17 protein-coding genes are annotated in these 15,111 nt (G+C 59.2%); 9 read left to right on the top strand and 8 right to left on the bottom strand.

Translation table 11 applies throughout. The features are described 5' to 3' along the window. Nucleotides 1-79: 79 nt before the first annotated feature. Nucleotides 80-1,537 carry an amidohydrolase family protein gene (locus ABIB66_RS22955; RefSeq protein ID WP_354255770.1) on the bottom strand — a complete coding sequence of 486 codons (1,458 nt, stop codon included), beginning with the start codon at nt 1,535-1,537 and terminating at the stop codon, nt 80-82. A 1,318-nt stretch (nt 1,538-2,855) separates the two neighbouring features. Between ABIB66_RS22955 and ABIB66_RS22950 the strand changes: the two genes are divergently transcribed. The 4 genes from ABIB66_RS22950 (at nt 2,856) to ABIB66_RS22935 (ending at nt 5,143) form a co-directional block, all read left to right on the top strand. Beyond that, nucleotides 2,856-3,446 carry an SGNH/GDSL hydrolase family protein gene (locus tag ABIB66_RS22950; protein ID WP_354208853.1) on the top strand — a complete coding sequence of 197 codons (591 nt, stop codon included), beginning with the start codon at nt 2,856-2,858 and terminating at the stop codon, nt 3,444-3,446. 90 nt (nt 3,447-3,536) lie between these two features. Next, nucleotides 3,537-4,049, top strand: coding sequence for a hypothetical protein (locus ABIB66_RS22945; RefSeq protein WP_354208852.1), 513 nt, complete (start codon nt 3,537-3,539; stop codon nt 4,047-4,049). A gap of 254 nt (nt 4,050-4,303) precedes the next feature. Beyond that, on the top strand, nt 4,304-4,531 hold the full coding sequence (locus ABIB66_RS22940; protein ID WP_354255767.1) for a hypothetical protein: 228 nt from the start codon (nt 4,304-4,306) through the stop codon (nt 4,529-4,531). Nucleotides 4,532-4,639: 108 nt separating this feature from the next. Beyond that, the gene (locus ABIB66_RS22935) at nt 4,640-5,143 is read left to right on the top strand and encodes a hypothetical protein (protein ID WP_354208851.1); all 504 of its coding nucleotides are present in this window, start codon (nt 4,640-4,642) and stop codon (nt 5,141-5,143) included. A gap of 549 nt (nt 5,144-5,692) precedes the next feature. On the opposite strand, the gene ABIB66_RS43635 is transcribed toward ABIB66_RS22935, so the two are convergent. Together ABIB66_RS43635 and ABIB66_RS22930 are read right to left on the bottom strand one after the other, a co-directional pair. Beyond that, the gene (locus ABIB66_RS43635) at nt 5,693-5,941 is read right to left on the bottom strand and encodes a DUF7662 domain-containing protein (protein WP_502917395.1); all 249 of its coding nucleotides are present in this window, start codon (nt 5,939-5,941) and stop codon (nt 5,693-5,695) included. Nucleotides 5,942-5,954: 13 nt separating this feature from the next. Continuing rightward, nucleotides 5,955-6,143: a hypothetical protein gene (locus ABIB66_RS22930; protein WP_247289126.1), complete on the bottom strand. Its 189-nt coding sequence runs from the start codon at nt 6,141-6,143 to the stop codon at nt 5,955-5,957. A gap of 625 nt (nt 6,144-6,768) precedes the next feature. Between ABIB66_RS22930 and ABIB66_RS22925 the strand changes: the two genes are divergently transcribed. From ABIB66_RS22925 to ABIB66_RS22915, 3 genes are all read left to right on the top strand, one after another. After that, a complete protein-coding gene (locus tag ABIB66_RS22925) occupies nt 6,769-7,167 on the top strand; it encodes a hypothetical protein (protein WP_354208850.1) in 399 nt (132 codons plus the stop codon). A gap of 387 nt (nt 7,168-7,554) precedes the next feature. Next, a complete protein-coding gene (locus tag ABIB66_RS22920; protein ID WP_129276097.1) occupies nt 7,555-7,767 on the top strand; it encodes a hypothetical protein in 213 nt (70 codons plus the stop codon). A 62-nt stretch (nt 7,768-7,829) separates the two neighbouring features. Continuing rightward, nucleotides 7,830-8,036 carry a hypothetical protein gene (locus ABIB66_RS22915; protein WP_354208849.1) on the top strand — a complete coding sequence of 69 codons (207 nt, stop codon included), beginning with the start codon at nt 7,830-7,832 and terminating at the stop codon, nt 8,034-8,036. On the opposite strand, the gene ABIB66_RS22910 is transcribed toward ABIB66_RS22915, so the two are convergent. From ABIB66_RS22910 to ABIB66_RS22890, 5 genes are all read right to left on the bottom strand, one after another. Further along, nucleotides 8,037-8,369 carry a hypothetical protein gene (locus tag ABIB66_RS22910; protein WP_354255764.1) on the bottom strand — a complete coding sequence of 111 codons (333 nt, stop codon included), beginning with the start codon at nt 8,367-8,369 and terminating at the stop codon, nt 8,037-8,039. A gap of 273 nt (nt 8,370-8,642) precedes the next feature. Next, entirely contained in the window at nt 8,643-8,867 is a 225-nt protein-coding gene (locus ABIB66_RS22905; RefSeq protein ID WP_129276094.1) for a hypothetical protein, read from the bottom strand. An 805-nt stretch (nt 8,868-9,672) separates the two neighbouring features. Beyond that, nucleotides 9,673-10,668, bottom strand: a complete 996-nt coding sequence (locus tag ABIB66_RS22900) for an ABC transporter substrate-binding protein (protein ID WP_129276093.1) — start codon at nt 10,666-10,668, stop codon at nt 9,673-9,675. A gap of 20 nt (nt 10,669-10,688) precedes the next feature. Then, on the bottom strand, nt 10,689-11,498 hold the full coding sequence (locus ABIB66_RS22895; RefSeq protein WP_354208847.1) for an ABC transporter ATP-binding protein: 810 nt from the start codon (nt 11,496-11,498) through the stop codon (nt 10,689-10,691). Next, nucleotides 11,495-12,265: an ABC transporter permease gene (locus tag ABIB66_RS22890; protein WP_354208846.1), complete on the bottom strand. Its 771-nt coding sequence runs from the start codon at nt 12,263-12,265 to the stop codon at nt 11,495-11,497. The genes ABIB66_RS22895 and ABIB66_RS22890 overlap by 4 nt, the downstream gene beginning before the upstream one ends. Before the next feature lie 105 nt (nt 12,266-12,370). Between ABIB66_RS22890 and ABIB66_RS22885 the strand changes: the two genes are divergently transcribed. Beyond that, complete coding sequence (locus ABIB66_RS22885; RefSeq protein WP_354208845.1) at nt 12,371-13,498, top strand: mandelate racemase/muconate lactonizing enzyme family protein; 1,128 nt, start codon at nt 12,371-12,373, stop codon at nt 13,496-13,498. Then, nucleotides 13,498-15,090, top strand: a complete 1,593-nt coding sequence (locus tag ABIB66_RS22880) for a GMC family oxidoreductase (protein ID WP_354208844.1) — start codon at nt 13,498-13,500, stop codon at nt 15,088-15,090. Before ABIB66_RS22885 ends, ABIB66_RS22880 begins: the two co-directional genes overlap by 1 nt. The last annotated feature ends 21 nt before the right edge of the window (nt 15,091-15,111 follow it).

Below are 15,111 nucleotides of genomic sequence, written 5' to 3'. Positions count from 1 at the left end.
GACCTGCATGCCAGGTCTGGCAAGACGTGTGCCAGCGATCGTGCCACAGGTTGAGATGTATCGGGAAGCATGATCGGTGTCATCTGGCGGCGCGGGTGTGGCCGCCGGCCCTGTAGAATTCTTCGAGAGTCGCCTGGGAGCGCTCCAAAACCGGTTTTAGCGCGCGGGCCCGCTCCGCACCCCGTCTAGTCTGCGCGATCACTTCCCGCTCGATAGCGGGAAGATCCACGCCCGTAACCTTGCCATCGCGCACGATCTCGCGCCCGGCGACATAAAGCGATTTGACGTGGCGGGAGCTGGCTCGCGTGAGAACGACTTCGAGCGGGTCGATCATGTTCTCGATCAGATCGTAGCTGAGCGCCTCGTAATCGAGCACGAGAATGTCGGCGGGCGCCCCGGGCGTGAGCCTGCCGTAATCGTTGCGGCCATTCACTGCGAGGAAGCCGTTCTGATGCCACCCGCGAAACAACAGCTCCTGGGTTAGAGGCGCGTCGGTGTCAAGGGGTGAGAAGACCCAGTGGCCGATACGCAGCTCGCGCAAGGCATCGTCGTCATCGTCGAAACCAAAGGAATCCACGCCGAAACTGAAAGGCATGCCGGCTTTGATATAGCTGTCAACCGGCGCAACACCGGAGCGTAAACGGTAATTCGAGCTCAGGTTGACGGCGATCTGGGCGCGCCGCTCGGCCATCAGCGCGACTTCATCCGGCCTGAGCCAAACGCCGTGGGCACCGGTGAAGCGTTCGCTGATCACATCCATGTCGCACAGGCGTCGGATGAACTTTCCGGGATAGCTCGCATCGGCCCATTTGCGCTGAATGGATGTCTCGAGCAGATGCGTGGTCACGCGACGGTTCTCGCGCGCAGACGCGTCGCCGATCGCCTCGAGTAGCCCATCGCTGCAGGCCTGGGGGCTGTTGGGCCCGAGCTGGACTGTTACGGTTGGCCTCTCGATGGCGCGGGCCACCTCGCGCACGAGCTCCATGTAGCGTTCGGGCGAGGGAAAGGGATATAGCCAGGTCTCCTTTACGAACGCCTGGTCGCGCGGATCATGCAGCGCGAGCAGCTCCTGGTCCGGGCCATAGCCGAGAGTTTGAACGTCCCGCAGCGGCACGACGAAACCGAGGCGAATCCCCACGTCGCGTGCGGCGCGGGCGATCGCCCGCGCATCATCGATCAGCCGGTCGACCCGGATGGAAGAATAGACGTGCATCACAGATCCGACGCCAGACTGGGCCAGACGTCCGAAAGCAAGGGCAGCGTTGAGATAAGGATCGATCGGCGGCTGGGCATACAGCGCAGCGCGCCACAATTCGAACTTTTGGTCCTTCGCGCCGAAGCCGATGTGATGAAACCCTCGCGCATGGTCGTGGGCATCCGCCAGCGCGGGCATCGCGAGGAGCCCGCCGCGGCTGCTGACAGCGGGTTTCACCTCAGCGATCCGGTCCCCGGAAAGACTTATTGCTCCGCCGGCTAGCGGGGCGTCCCGGCCGGGCGCCGCATAGAGATACTGGAACGACAGGTCCAGCGCGGTCATGGGCGAAGCTCGATGTATGCAGAGAACAAGATCTGGCATGCACGTTAGCTGAATTCATTCGGCTTGACCAGCACCCCCGCTAGGCAATAGCTGCGGGATTTCTGGGCAGAGAAGCGTAATACCGAGCGTCAGAAGAGATGCGAAGCGTAAGGACCACTATAGAGGCGGATCAGGCGCGTTTCCGAGGTCATCCTCTCTAAGCCCTTCAGATCGCCGAGCAGCCTCAAAGGCAAGTCGGCGCTGCCGAACGAACGCGTTCAACAGCCCGTTCCCGGAGTGAAATTGCAGGCCTGATCTCCTCTGGCACAATGCTGCGCTTTGGGCAGCGATTAGCCTCAACCTTGCGCGGACGGCCTCGCGTTCGGTGCCGTCATGAGGCCGCGAGAAAGACCGTGCCTAAGGCGGTAGATTGCCTGCGCCCCGTTCGAAGAAGGGTAGCTATATCAGCCGGGTTGACAAGACCACCCTCGATCCGAACCCACCGAACCTTCAGCGCTTTACGGCTCAGGTGCTGCGCCTTACATCGTTTTTGCCTCGACTTATAAACTTTGGTCGCAAATGGGACTCAGTTCTCCAACCGATAAGGTTCTATGCAAAAGCTTATCAGTCCAAGGGCCCGTCTGGCTAACCCGTTCGGGCCGCGCCGCATAGTCTTCACGTCGTGGCGTGCGGTAGCCGTTCTAATTCCAACCACGGCGCTCATGTGGGGCGCCCGCCGGTGGCGGAGGCCTAGCGCGTAGGCGCTACAATACCAGTATTCGTATTACCCAAATCCTGCACAGCCTTGTTCATCGTAGGATCGTTGACGTAGCCGCTGGCGGGGGTTGAAGAGCCATTGTTCTCATTCCTAGCCGGATCGCCCAGCCGATTTCCCGTGGTTTGATGGTTGAGAGCGTTGCTCGTGTTAGGTCCGGGCGAACCACCCGTACCGTTCGCTGTGCCACTGCTCGACATCGAGCCGGCCGCTGCGCTGCCTGAGCCTGTTCCTCCTCCCGAAGCTCCACCTGAACCACCTCCGCCAGCTTGCGCCAAAGCCGAGGTGCTGGTCAAAACGAGCGCCGCTACCAAGAGAAATCTGGAAGATCTCATTCTGAACTCCTATGCTGCAAGGAACAAACGCCCCAGCTCGATCCCGTTCCAAATGGAAGTCGCACCAGGACAACAAGGCGCTGAATCAGATTACTTGGGGGAGCATGATCGGATTCTGCAACCAGCGCGGGGCGCCATGCACTTCCGCCGAGCAGCTAGGTAGGGACGAAATGCTCTTGGTACAGCTGCGCTGATGATCTGCAACTGGGAGACGACGTGAATGCCTCTAATGCGTCACCTCATCGTCGAAGGTTCAAGCTCCAGTGTCGATAATGGCGGGGCTAGGACGATATCGTACCACACCCTCTACCTACCAAACGCTGTCCATGAGACTAGTCAGCAATGCTTTGCGACGGATGGTGCTCTTCTTGCAGATATGCTCGGCCGACAACCGTCAGTGATCGCCGCATTCAAAGATGTCCCGAACATCCTGTTCGTTCAGGCCGGACAAAACGATCTTCGTTCGACTGACGCTTCAGCGTGGCTTGCTGCATTTGCAGGGTACTTGGCCACTTTCCAGGATGCAATTAAATCCTCACGCAAAATCGTGCAGCTCGGAATCAGCACTCACAATCCTCGTAACGAAGGTCTCTTCAATGTTAATCGGGCCACCGCCGATGGGGGTCTGCGACGTTTTCCGAGTGAAGGAAAGTGCGACTTTGTTGTCGATTGGGCTGCCGATCCGACCTGGGGCCCTGACTCCGCTGCCGCAAACCAAGCTTTATACCCTGACGGCACGCATCCTTCGCAGGGCGGACAAAGCAACATGGAGGCAAATTACTTTCGACCTGCGCTCAACTCCCTCTTTCCCCTCGCTTGATTCATCGTAGAATTCGTTCTCATTCGCTAGACCTGCAGGCTGTAATCGACTTCAACATTTCCCGAGGGCGCTGGGCGAACGAGCTCAAGTGTGCTGATGGAACTCTATAGCCCCTTGATCTTTGCGTTAGGCGCCGAAGTGAATAGGCAGACGATGCTCCGCTGGCTTAGCTCAGATCATCAAAAGATCCGAAGCGATCGAAAGCAGCTTGAAGTGAGGGCTCGCCGCCTGCTGCAGAGTTACCTGACGGCCAATGAGTGGCAAAAGCGCCAATACTATCAGGCCATCGCCGGCGCGGCTTCTGCATGTCAGCCTGGTATTGATGATCCGAGCTTAAGTAACGAGATGCTTGCTGAATTAACCGCTCAGGCGGCAACAAAAGTCGTCCAAGCACGTGATCGGAAAGCCAAGGATGCGCACGACCATTCAGCTGTACTGATCACGGATGCATACGCAACCGTTGCAATCGCCTATCGACGAGCGGCTTCAGCCTACACTGCTGACAAGGAAATGGAGCAGCTGGGCACCGCCGCAGTACACCTGGTCACGATAGCGAATTCATTCATGAATGCTGAATCGGTGCGGTCACCGACAGAAATGTGACGGGGGCTTCGGCAAACCAGCCTCGCACTTTTGATCAGGCGTATACCTTGCGCAAACCCTTTCTCCTAAGCTGGCCGTAAGACGTTGCTTGTACCGTCCTCACCAACAAGAAAAGGCGGGCGGCATGTCGATTGCATTTCGAATCTCTGTTCTCTTGTTCTGTGCTTACGCCGGTTGGGAAACCCCAAGCATTCAATTCGGCGATTTGCGAGAGCCTCAGCAGCAAGGGCGTTCTCCAGCCGGATAAGTAAGGAATGAACAAAACAACCCTTCACCTGGAACGTCCGCAACCAAACCACGTTCGGCGTGCTGACCTCGCGCCGGCCACCGGCTTTGCGATGCTCGTCGATGGTCGCTTCAAGACTGAATTTCTTGATCAGGACGCCGCGACTAAAGCGGCCCTTGAATTGTTGGCCAAGTATCCGATGCTGAAGATCGAGATCTACGACGCAGCATCGAAGTCACGGACGCCCGCGAGATAGCCACTTTGCATCGCAACGTGCGTAGTAACCATGTCTTCCGTTTTAATCTACCTTTAGCTTTTTGCTAACAAACGAGGCCGCAAGGTCGTCCCCAAACGGAGGCGGCCTGTGCCTTTGATGAAATACTTCGGATTCGTCGGCAGCGCTCTCGTCCTGTTGATGATCGGAATCGGCTGGTGCCTGCCGCAGCAGGCGCTGGGCCCAGGGAACAGTGACGTAGAGCGACCGTCCATAAGGATCAGCTCAGTTGAGCGGGCACCTGAACGGGTAATAATCGATACCAGTTTGCCGACGCTTGTGGCTCCGTCGAACATCAGTCCTTCTACATCGACGACGTTGGTGCAATCTGCTCGGCCTCTGCAGAGCGCATTCTCCGAACTTGACGTCGCCGGGAAGCCGGTCACTCCGAAATCAGGCGGCGAGGTCTTGAAGCCGAAGCATGCGGCAAAAGGCGAATCTGGGAAAAAAGCCTCTAACCGCCGAACAGCGAAACCGTTGAATATTATTCCCGCACCCGCAACGGGAGCGCAAGCTGCGGCGCCTGATACAAGACTGTCGTTACTGGAAACGCTCAAGGAGCGGCTAGGGCAGACGTTTTTCAAGCTGAACTGATGACGGTGCCGACTATAGGACCTCGGCGAGCGCCATTCACCGCGGACGCGCCCCAGGCGTCGCCCCGCAGAGGCGAGGAGCTCGGACGTACGCCTTTCCCCGGGCTAAAATTCGAGCCACGCTCATGCGGCGACGCCACAGCGGTCTCGTCCATTGCAACCACAACCTTGGTGTTGAAGAGTGTTGCGTGATCTGTCCGGTGCCACCTAGGTGTATTGGCTTATTGATTTCGGAGTGCTGCCCTGATCGATTTGGCACTTGAAATCGGCAGTACGGTGAACCTCTTCGTCGTCTGCCCAGTAGGCCGCTATTCGGCTTGAGCGATAACCCAAGCACTGGGGCGTTCCAATGGTAGCTATTTTGTCTCAAAGAATGCAATTCTGGACCTCCTTTTCATCGACGCAGCCTTGGAGGAGAAGGGCCGAAGAGCCGAGGACCGCGAGGAGAGGGTAGAACAGGCCGCCGCGTTCGGATTGATTCTCCGTGGACTGACGCTGCCGGGACGCGCGGGAAAGCTCGCAACACTAAGGTGGCGCGACGTACAAGCCTTTAGGCTCGATGGAATTCCACTGCCCGCTGTTTCAGTGAAACTCTGGCCGTGAAGCCTGCCTGCAGCCACGCCATCGCCTGCGTGTGCCCAGCTTTGCGCGAACTCTCATTTCCCCACCAGGCACTGAACTTGTAAGCTGACGGCGGTAACGGCCTCCCAAGAATTCCCTCGATTTCCGAGAACGTGAGCCGAATAGTTTGCGCCCTTGTGCGCACCAGCTCCCTCAATAGCGGATCGTAAACGGACATGACGCTCGGCTCGTCACGTTGGTCTATCATCGCCGCTCGCGGGGATGTTGAACCCCCGGGCGGCAAGTTCCAGCTCGAGCTCAGTGATCCGCTCGAAGATGCGAGCAGCAATCGCCTCGGAATCTTCAACGCTTAATGATTGCATGCCCCTTAAAGATAGCTCGTCCCTGAGAACCTTCGCCACAAGCAATTGAATTGCCATTGGATCAAATCCTAAAAAGACGATCCAACCGCAACCGAAGGGCGAGTGCAAGTGTTTAGGTGGTGCTGCCGTGCTTCGGCTAGTTGTCTCCGCTCGGAATGCTGAAGCTGCGCAGCTGCTCGCACAAGCCTTTCTGCCGCAGCCCTTAACAGCAAGCCGTGTGCTCCATCGGGTGTCCTACCCTGCGTGATCTGTAGCCGCTTGGCCGTCTCGCTTTGCTTGGGCACGAGTCTTTAGCCTATCCAGCTTCGATTGCTCCTCGCTCAGACGTCTTTCGACATACTGCCGTTCGAAGTCCGTCAGAGTGGTATGCAATAAGAGGTGATAGCGTTGAATATTGTTGCGATGTGCCCGGACCAAATCGTCGTCAATCATCGTCGCCGCCTTTTCCGCTACCGAGACAACAAACAATTCATCATCAAGCCGGATGGGCAGACGACCGGGCAACAGCAGGCCGGAGCATCTCCGCCGCTCTCTCCATGGTAGCGAGCTTTTCTTTCCCAATCTGTGAACTATTTCACACGGCCTTTGCGATCACACCTAGCTGGCAGCGGACACACTGCAGTGGTTTAATGGGCGTGGGTCGGCTTCATCCAACCCGATGACGGCGGTAGAGCCTAGCGCAGTGCAGCGCGCCGGTTCATCGGGCTTGGCTGAAGGCCAGAAGGTCTTTTATGAAGTCCAAGTCGTTCGAAAACGCCGGAAACAAGCTGCGAAGTCTATGCGTCTGATAAGCGCCAATGGCGTGGCGGTTCGATCACTGCATTTTCCGCCCGAGGTCTCTCAGCAGCGTGTGGAGAAAGTCGCTGGCATGGTCGTATTGTGCATTGCCGTTCGTGATTTGACGGACGTGTGGATCCATTACGCGGCCAACGGTTTCGGAGCCGAGCAGCTCAGCTCTGTCCGACCACTGCTGCAGCAAAGCATCGGGTATATCGTCCGCAGATCCGAACATCCGCAAAAGGGAATGTTCGGCCTCGGGCTTGTGGTCGTGATGAGCCTTCGCCGCATAGAAAGCGAATAGTCCCCGGAAGGCATCACGGGAAACGGCAGGTTTTCCCATCGCAATGTCCCTGAAAAAATTACGTTCTCAATGGACGCAAGTTTGACGCCCCCGTTCGGGAAAAGCTAGAAGAAACTAAAACCCTGTGCTCAACCGTTTCCGAAGAATTTGCCGTTGGACGCTGAGTGCAATGCCAACCCGTCAATGATCTTGACCGATTTTGACGACGGCCTGGTTGGACATTCGAGGGGCTCTCTGGCTCTTGTTGTTCCCCAGCCGCCCCATTGGCTGAAGCGTAAGCCGGCGGAGGGGCCATTTTGTACAAAGCCAGCACACAAGTTGCGCCGAACGGGCGGCTTGCACTAAGCTTTATTCGATTAAATCAGAATGTTTTTGTGGAGTAGCGTCATGTCGAGTGCGATTGAGTTGATTGTGGATGGCTACGCAAGAGTGAAAGACCGCCAGTCGCTTGAAGAGCTGAGGATCCATCGCCGGCGACTTGCCGGAGACCTGAAGGCCTGGGTGGGCTTTGACTGCAGGTTGTCGATTGCGCAAATCGAGCAGGACATCGCGGCAATAGAGGCGGGACTGGAGACGTTGTCGGGGCCGGTCGGCGGCTAGGATAAGGAGTCAACCCGATGACGGCGTGCGCGCAAGGAGGGCAAGTGCTGCGATCGTTCGTAATGGCTGCCCTCGTACTGGTCTGGGGATCCTCGTCCGCGCTCAGCCTGACGTCGGAGGAGATCATCGCCAAGATTCGCGCTGCCGGCTATTCACACATCCAGGAACTACCAGCCGGAAAGATAAAGACCTACAAGGCCGTCAAGGAAGGCACCGCGCGCTCGCTAATCGTCGACAGCACCGGCCACATCGCAGAGGTGGCGAGGTAGCTAGAGGGGCAGACGAAGCCAGACGTCTTTACTGGACAGTGTGCCTGTTGGCGTCGCAATCTCCATATCGACGACGCGAAACGAGCCATGACTTTCGTAAACGTAGCGAAGGTGCCAGACGGGGCCGGGTTCCGGCGAGATGGCGAAGTCGTCCAAGGCAGACGCAACGTATCGAACGGCATCGCGTCGCTCAACCGAGGCGGAGAACATCGCCTCTATCAGCGCGGCCAGGCTCATGCCGCCGACCAGCATGGCTCGTGCCGTTTCGTCGCCGCAAGTAAGCCGCAGCGCAGTCACGACTGCCGCAATAGCGTCGGGGTTCTTCAGAGCCACGGTAGATCCGCTTCGCCCAGCAAAACCATAATGCGGATTCCGCCCCTTTCGTGCAATCGGCATCGATTCGGGGCCACTGTCCCAATGGCTAATGCCCAGGGCGAGCCGCTCCTGCGAAGCTCAATCAGCGGAGCAGACGGGAAAGCTGCGGCTGGAGATGCTTGAGCCGTTCTCACAGTCCTCCGACTCTGAGGCGCCAACGACAGGGCGTACCTTGAGGGGCGCTCGCCGGTTCACGCTGGCCTGCCGTGCGGCGAAGGCCGCAGCGGGAGGTTAAATCGCTGCGGCCCACGCGTCGTCAAATGAAGCCGGGTCAAAAATACCAAGTGAAATATGCAGCCAGCCCCGGTAGCAAAAATTCTGCCCCAACTTTGTCTCTTTTGCAAACACAATTTCGGCGGAACCGAAATCGACCTGGCGGGCATTCTGTTCCGAGGACGGAACAATTCTGCTTCTATTGCTGCCAAGCGAGAGGGGAGCTGCACCGAGACCCATCATGGTGGGTCTGTGAGACCCGGCTACTGGCATCTCGCCGATAGGACCGACTGCGGACGCAAGAGTTGCCTCGAGTCCTCAGCCCATCGCTGAAATTAAGCTTTTCGGCGACTTGTTTTTGACTGTGCGCGTTTGAGCGCGTTCACTCCATAATGTTGATGGAGACGGACGTGATCAGTTGGTTGTTAGTGATCATAATCGCGGCAAGCGTTGCGGTTCTAATAGCTCACGCGATTGACGCCATCCGCTCCTGAAGACGAGCGCAGCGGCGGAAGGTGGCGCCTCATCTGATGACAATTTAAGGACGCGGCATCAGTCGGCTTGCTTGTAACGATCCGAATTGGAGACGGTTCTAGACTGATAAAGATTGTCGGCAAACCTTATCAGTCAGCGGCAGTTGATATTCGACAAAATCCGGGTGGCGCATCCTCGGCGAGAAGCGCCCCGGCTGTGTTTCGGATCAACTTCGCCTGAGTTAAGCAGAACGGCCGCAGAAGCTAGATGGCGACTATGTAGCCGTCGAATGACTAGTTCTTGTACTTCCAGATCGAGCGGGCGCAGCGTTGCTTGGCCTCGAACGAGACAGCCGAAACAGGGCAACAGCGGTCCTACAGTGATGAGCAGGGCCAATGAAGCCGCAGGATCGCTCAGTGTCATGCAAACGGAGGCGGTTCGCCGCCAGTACGCTTCAACTAAACGGGACCCATATCATCGACTGATCAGCTTTCGAAACGAAAGCCTCTTCAACATGAAGAGAGCGCGGGTGCTAAGGCTCCTTGCAAGGGAGCCGCCAGCTTCCGCGATCAGATCACACGATTGTTTTTAGATACAGACTGGGATCGAAATATTTGGTTGCCGGCGTGGAGTCCTTGATGCCTGCGTTGGCCATGAAGAAATCTGTCGACTGCTGCAGCCAGTTGGTGACCGTCCCGTCTGAGTACATTCGCTTCCACTCCCTGGACGTGAACATCTTCTGGGCCTTGAACGATTCGTTGATGTCGGCCAGCGGGGTTTGGCTATAGTGACCCTTCTGCAGCTTCTCCATCGCTTCGGTGCTGTTCGCGACAATGTAGTCATTCGCATCCGCCCAGCCACGGATCAGCTTCGCCAGCGTTTCCTTGTTTGGCTCGTAATAATCGTTGGCCGCCGCCCAGCCGCCGATGATAGCGGCCTTTGGATAGTAGGCTGACGCATCGGCGAGCTTGACCGCCCCTGGCACCTTGTCCCGAACCGTGACGTTGAAGGGTACCCAAAGAGCGACGGCCGGTACCGCGCCCGAGATAAAGGCGGTCACGGCCGCTGGCATGGTCTGGTTGACGAGTTCGACCTCCTTCGGATCGACCTTGTTGGCGCGAAGCGCGGTATCCAGGAACACATGCGCGGTGGTACCGGTCGCGGTCGCGATCCGCTTGCCCTTCAGGTCCTCAAACGACTTGATGCCCTGGTCGCCGCGAACCCAGAGCTGTGCGGTCGCGACCTCAATGTCGTTGATCAGGAACACCTTGCCCTGCCCCCGGGCAGGGAAGTTCGAGAGCACGGCGCCCGTGGCCAGTACGTCGAGGCTGCCGCCGATCAGCGCCTGGAAGATCTCGAGGCCGGTGTTGAACTGTCGCAGCTCGAGATCGAGGCCCTGCCTTTCAAAGGAACCGCGATCCATGCCGGTCCAGATCTGGCCGTCGACCGCGACGGTGTGCAGATAGCCGACGCGGACTTTCGTTTTCGCTTGCGCGATCGCCGGTGCTGAGGCCGTGAAGGTGCCGAGCGCAAGGCCCGCCGTCGTGGTCAGAAATTGTCTGCGGTCCATGGTATCCTCCGTTTTGTTTGTTATTCCGCGAACGATGCCGGACGCATTTGCGCCTGCTGGGCGCGATACTCATCCATCACCAGTCGCCTGATGTAGCTTCGCAGCTCCCCGAATTCGGCTCGCTCCTGGATTGATTCGTCGCGCGGATAGGCGAACGGCACGTCGATGATCTGCCTGATCCGTGCCGGCCGTGCGGTCACCACCACGATGCGGGAGGCGAGGTAGATAGCCTCTTCCACGGAGTGGGTGATTAGCAAGACAGTCTTGCCTTCGGTCTCGAGCACTTTCAGCAGTAGGTTCTGCATGTTGGATCGGGTCTGGGCATCGAGCGCGCCGAACGGCTCATCCATCAGCAGGAACTGCGGCTTGACGGCATAGGCACGCGCGATCGCGAGCCGCTGACGCATGCCGCCGGATAAATGCTTCGGATAGGAGCTGGCGAAGTCGGACAATCCCATCAGGCCGAGATAGTGATCGCAGATGGCATCGCGCTCACCGGCCGGGACGCGGTTGGCGCTGAGCTTCAGGCCGAAAGCTATGTTCTGCTTCACGGTCAGCCACGGGAAGACGCCATATTCCTGAAAGATGACGCCGCGCTCGGGCCCGGGGCCCGCGACGGGACGTCCGTCGAACAGCACATTGCCGGTCGTCGGCCTCTGGAAACCCGCGAGCATGCTCATCATCGTGGTCTTGCCACAGCCGGAGGGGCCGATCACCGCGATGAAATCCCCATCGTTGATGTCGTAGCTTACGTCCTCGACGACGTTGAGGCGGCCCCTCGGAGTTTCGAATGACAACGAAACATTTTCGAACTGCGCACGCTTCTTCATGCGATGACCCGATCCTGCCACACCAGCAACCGCGCCGTGATCTTGCGCAGGATCATGTCCATGAGCAGAGCGATCAGGCCGATACAGATGATGCCGACATAAATGACATCGAGCAGGAAATAGGTGGAGGCATTCTGGATCATCGCACCAAGTCCGCGCTGGGCCGCGATCAGCTCGGACGCGACGAGAGTTGCCCAGGCCACGCCCAATGCGACCCGCAGTGCGGTGAGAATATGCGGGACGGTGAGGGGAATGATGACCTTGCGGAAGATTTCCGCCTGAGTGGCGCCGAGCGTCTGCGCTACGCGGATGTAGAGGGGCGTGATCTGCGAGACGCCTTCATACATCACGATCACGCCGGAGAAGAATGAGGCGTAGAACAGGATGACCAGTTTTGCGACCTCGTCCACGCCGAAATAGACAATCACCAGCGGGATCAGCGCGATTGGTGGCAGCGCGCGGAAAAAGTTGATCATCGGGTCGGCGAAGGTGCGGGCCGGGCGATACCAGCCGAGCAGGAAGCCAACGGGCACCGCTGCAAGAATCCCGAGCGCGACGCCGAAGAAGACGCGTCTGGTCGAGGCGAAGATGTCGACGAGGAGGCCTTCCTTCGTGAGAAGCTCGAAGAACTTGGCGGCGACCTGGTGCGGGGCGGGGATCAGCGAGACGTTGACGAAGCCGCTCCATCGGACCGCGTACCAGAGCAGGATTGCACCGATCCACGGAATCAATCCGAGACCAAAGCGTCTTACGCCAGCTCCGTTCATTCGACGCGTCCACCCGGATAGCGGTTGATATTTCCATGGTCATATTATAAATAGGATGACCATACAAGAGCGCCTTTGGTCATAGGCGTCGCAGGCCTTCTGAGCATGACATCGTCGCCTTTCACCATTCGCAGCGTCCAGGCTTTCGGCTATCGCTATCCGTTGACGACACACGTCATCACCTCGTTTGGGCGGATGGCGGATCGGCCTGCCGTTTTCGTTTGCGTCCATGATACGGACGGTTACGTGGGTTGGGGCGAGGTGTGGTGCAATTTTCCGGCGCCGGGCGCCGAGCACCGTGTTCGGCTGGTCAACGAGGTTCTCGCGCCAGCCCTTATCGGATTTAGTGCGCAAGACCCATCAGCCGCTTTCGAGCGCCTGACGCAGGGAACCTCGGTGCTCGCGCTACAATCCGGCGAAGCGGGTCCGTTCGCGCAGGCTATCGCCGGCATCGATCTTGCTATCTGGGATCTCCACGCGCGCCGCCAGAACGTTGCGCTGTGGAAACTGCTCGGCGGATCCCGGAACAGGATCAAGGTATATGCCAGCGGCATCAATCCCGCAGGGTCAGAGCGAGCCGCAGAGGCATCCCTCGCGCGTGGCTACCGCGCTTTGAAGCTGAAGATAGGTTTCGATCCGGTGGCCGACCGTGCCAATCTGGCGGCCCTGCGGCGGCTTGTTGGCAAAGGCCTGCTCGCCGCTGACGTTAACCAGGGCTGGACCATCGCGCAGGCGCTTGAGCTTGCTCCGCAGCTGGAGGCGTTCGACCTTGGCTGGCTCGAGGAGCCGATCCGCGCCGACCGCCCGTGGCAGGAGTGGAAGCAGCTCCGCCAGTTAATCAGCTTTCCGCTCGCGGCGGGCGAGAACATCGCCAGCCACGCCGGATTTGCCGAGGTGCTGGATGAGCCGGTTCTCGGCGTGGTCCAGCCGGACATCGCGAAATGGGGTGGACTCTCGGCGTGCGCGGGCATCGCCCGCGATATCCTGCAGTCAGGCAAGATGTTTTGTCCGCATTATCTTGGTGCCGGCATCGGACTTCTCGCATCGGCCCATCTTCTGGCCGGCATCGGCGGCGACGGGCTGCTGGAAGTCGATTGCAATGAGAACCCGCTGCGCGATCGCTTCTGTGGCCCCGTGCTTGATGTCCGGGAGGGTGCGATCGAACTCAGCGACGCGCCAGGTCTTGGGCTCACGCCTGATCTTGCGTCGATCGAACAGTACCGGACCGCGTGATGTCACCCCAGGGCTACGATTACATTATCGTCGGCGCGGGCTCCGCCGGCTGCGTGGTCGCAAACCGGTTGTCAGCCGATCCCGCCTGCCGCGTGCTGCTGCTGGAAGCCGGTGGATCGGACCGGAATTTTTGGCTCAGGCTTCCGGTCGGGTACTATCGGACCATCTACAACGAACGTTTCTCGCGCCTGTTCAGGACCGAACCGTCGGAAGGCAGCGGCGGCCGTTCCATCGTCTGGCCGCGCGGCCGTGTGCTCGGCGGATCCTCGTCGATTAACGGGCTGATCTTCATCCGCGGCCAGCACGAGGATTTCGACGACTGGGAACGCCTTGGCGCCGATGGCTGGAGCTATCGTGACGTCCTGCCGTATTTCCGGCGCTACGAACGCTACCGCGGCGGCGAGAGCCAGTTTCACGGCGGCCTCGGCGAGTTCGAGGTCTCCGATCTCCGCAATGACAATCCGGCATCCAGGGCGTGGGTCGAGGCAGGCGCGCAGTTTGGCCTGCCACGCAATCCGGACTTCAACGGCGCAACCACGCTCGGCGTCGGCACCTACCAGCTCGGCATCGGGCGTCACTGGCGGACCAGCTCCGCCTCTGCGTTTCTGCAACCGATTGCGGGCCGTCGAAACCTCTCCATCGTTACCCATGCGCATGTCAGCAAGGTCGTTTTCAACGGGCGCGTCGCGACCGGCGTCGAATGGATCAGCAAGGGACAAGTGCACCGCGCGACAGCGGATCGCGAGGTCATTTTGTCAGGCGGGGCGCTGCAGTCGCCGCAGATCCTTCAGCTTTCCGGCGTGGGTCCGGCTGATCTACTGCGCAAGCTCGGCATCACCGTCGTTGCCGATGCTTCGGAAGTCGGCGCAAATCTTCAGGACCACTATCAAGCCCGGCTGATCGTCCGCCTGAAGGAGCGGATCTCGCTCAACGATCAGGTCCGAAATCCGGTCGAGCTTGCGAAGATGGGCCTGCAGTGGATGCTGGCAGGCAGCGGCCCGTTGACGGTCGGCGCAGGGCAGGTGGGCGGCGCAGCCTGCACCGAATACGCGGTCGGCGGCAGGCCAGACGTGCAGTTTAACGTGATGCCACTTTCGGTCGACAAGCCCGGTGAGCCCCTTCACACCTATTCCGGATTTACTGCTTCGGTCTGGCAATGCCACGGAAAGTCGCGCGGCCGGCTTGCGATCAGTTCGACCGATCCGTTCGAGCAGCCGCGGATCGCGCCCAACTATTTCGCCGAGCAGACCGATCGCAAGACCATGGTTGCGGGCCTGAAGATCCTGCGCGAGATCTATCAACAGAAGGCGTTTCGTCCGCTGTGGGACGTCGAGGTGGTGCCGGGAGACGCAGCAAGGAACGATGGGCTGTGGGATTTCGCGCGCAACACGGGTGGTACCGTGTTCCACTGTGTCGGGACCTGCCGCATGGGCCGTGATGAGCGAGCGGTGCTCGATCCGCAGCTGCGCGTGCGCGGCGTCGAGCGGCTCCGCGTGATCGACGCCTCGGTGATGCCGCAGATCACTTCGGCCAACACCAACGCGACCAGCCTGATGATCGGCGAGCGCGGTGCAGCTCTTGTCATGGCCTGATCGGTTCATTATCTTCTGGAG

This window comes from Bradyrhizobium sp. F1.13.3 (assembly GCF_040548265.1).
In the GTDB taxonomy this organism is placed as follows: domain Bacteria; phylum Pseudomonadota; class Alphaproteobacteria; order Rhizobiales; family Xanthobacteraceae; genus Bradyrhizobium.
The sequence above is the reverse complement of the archived record's forward strand: the minus strand, read 5'-3'. Positions and strand labels throughout refer to the sequence as shown.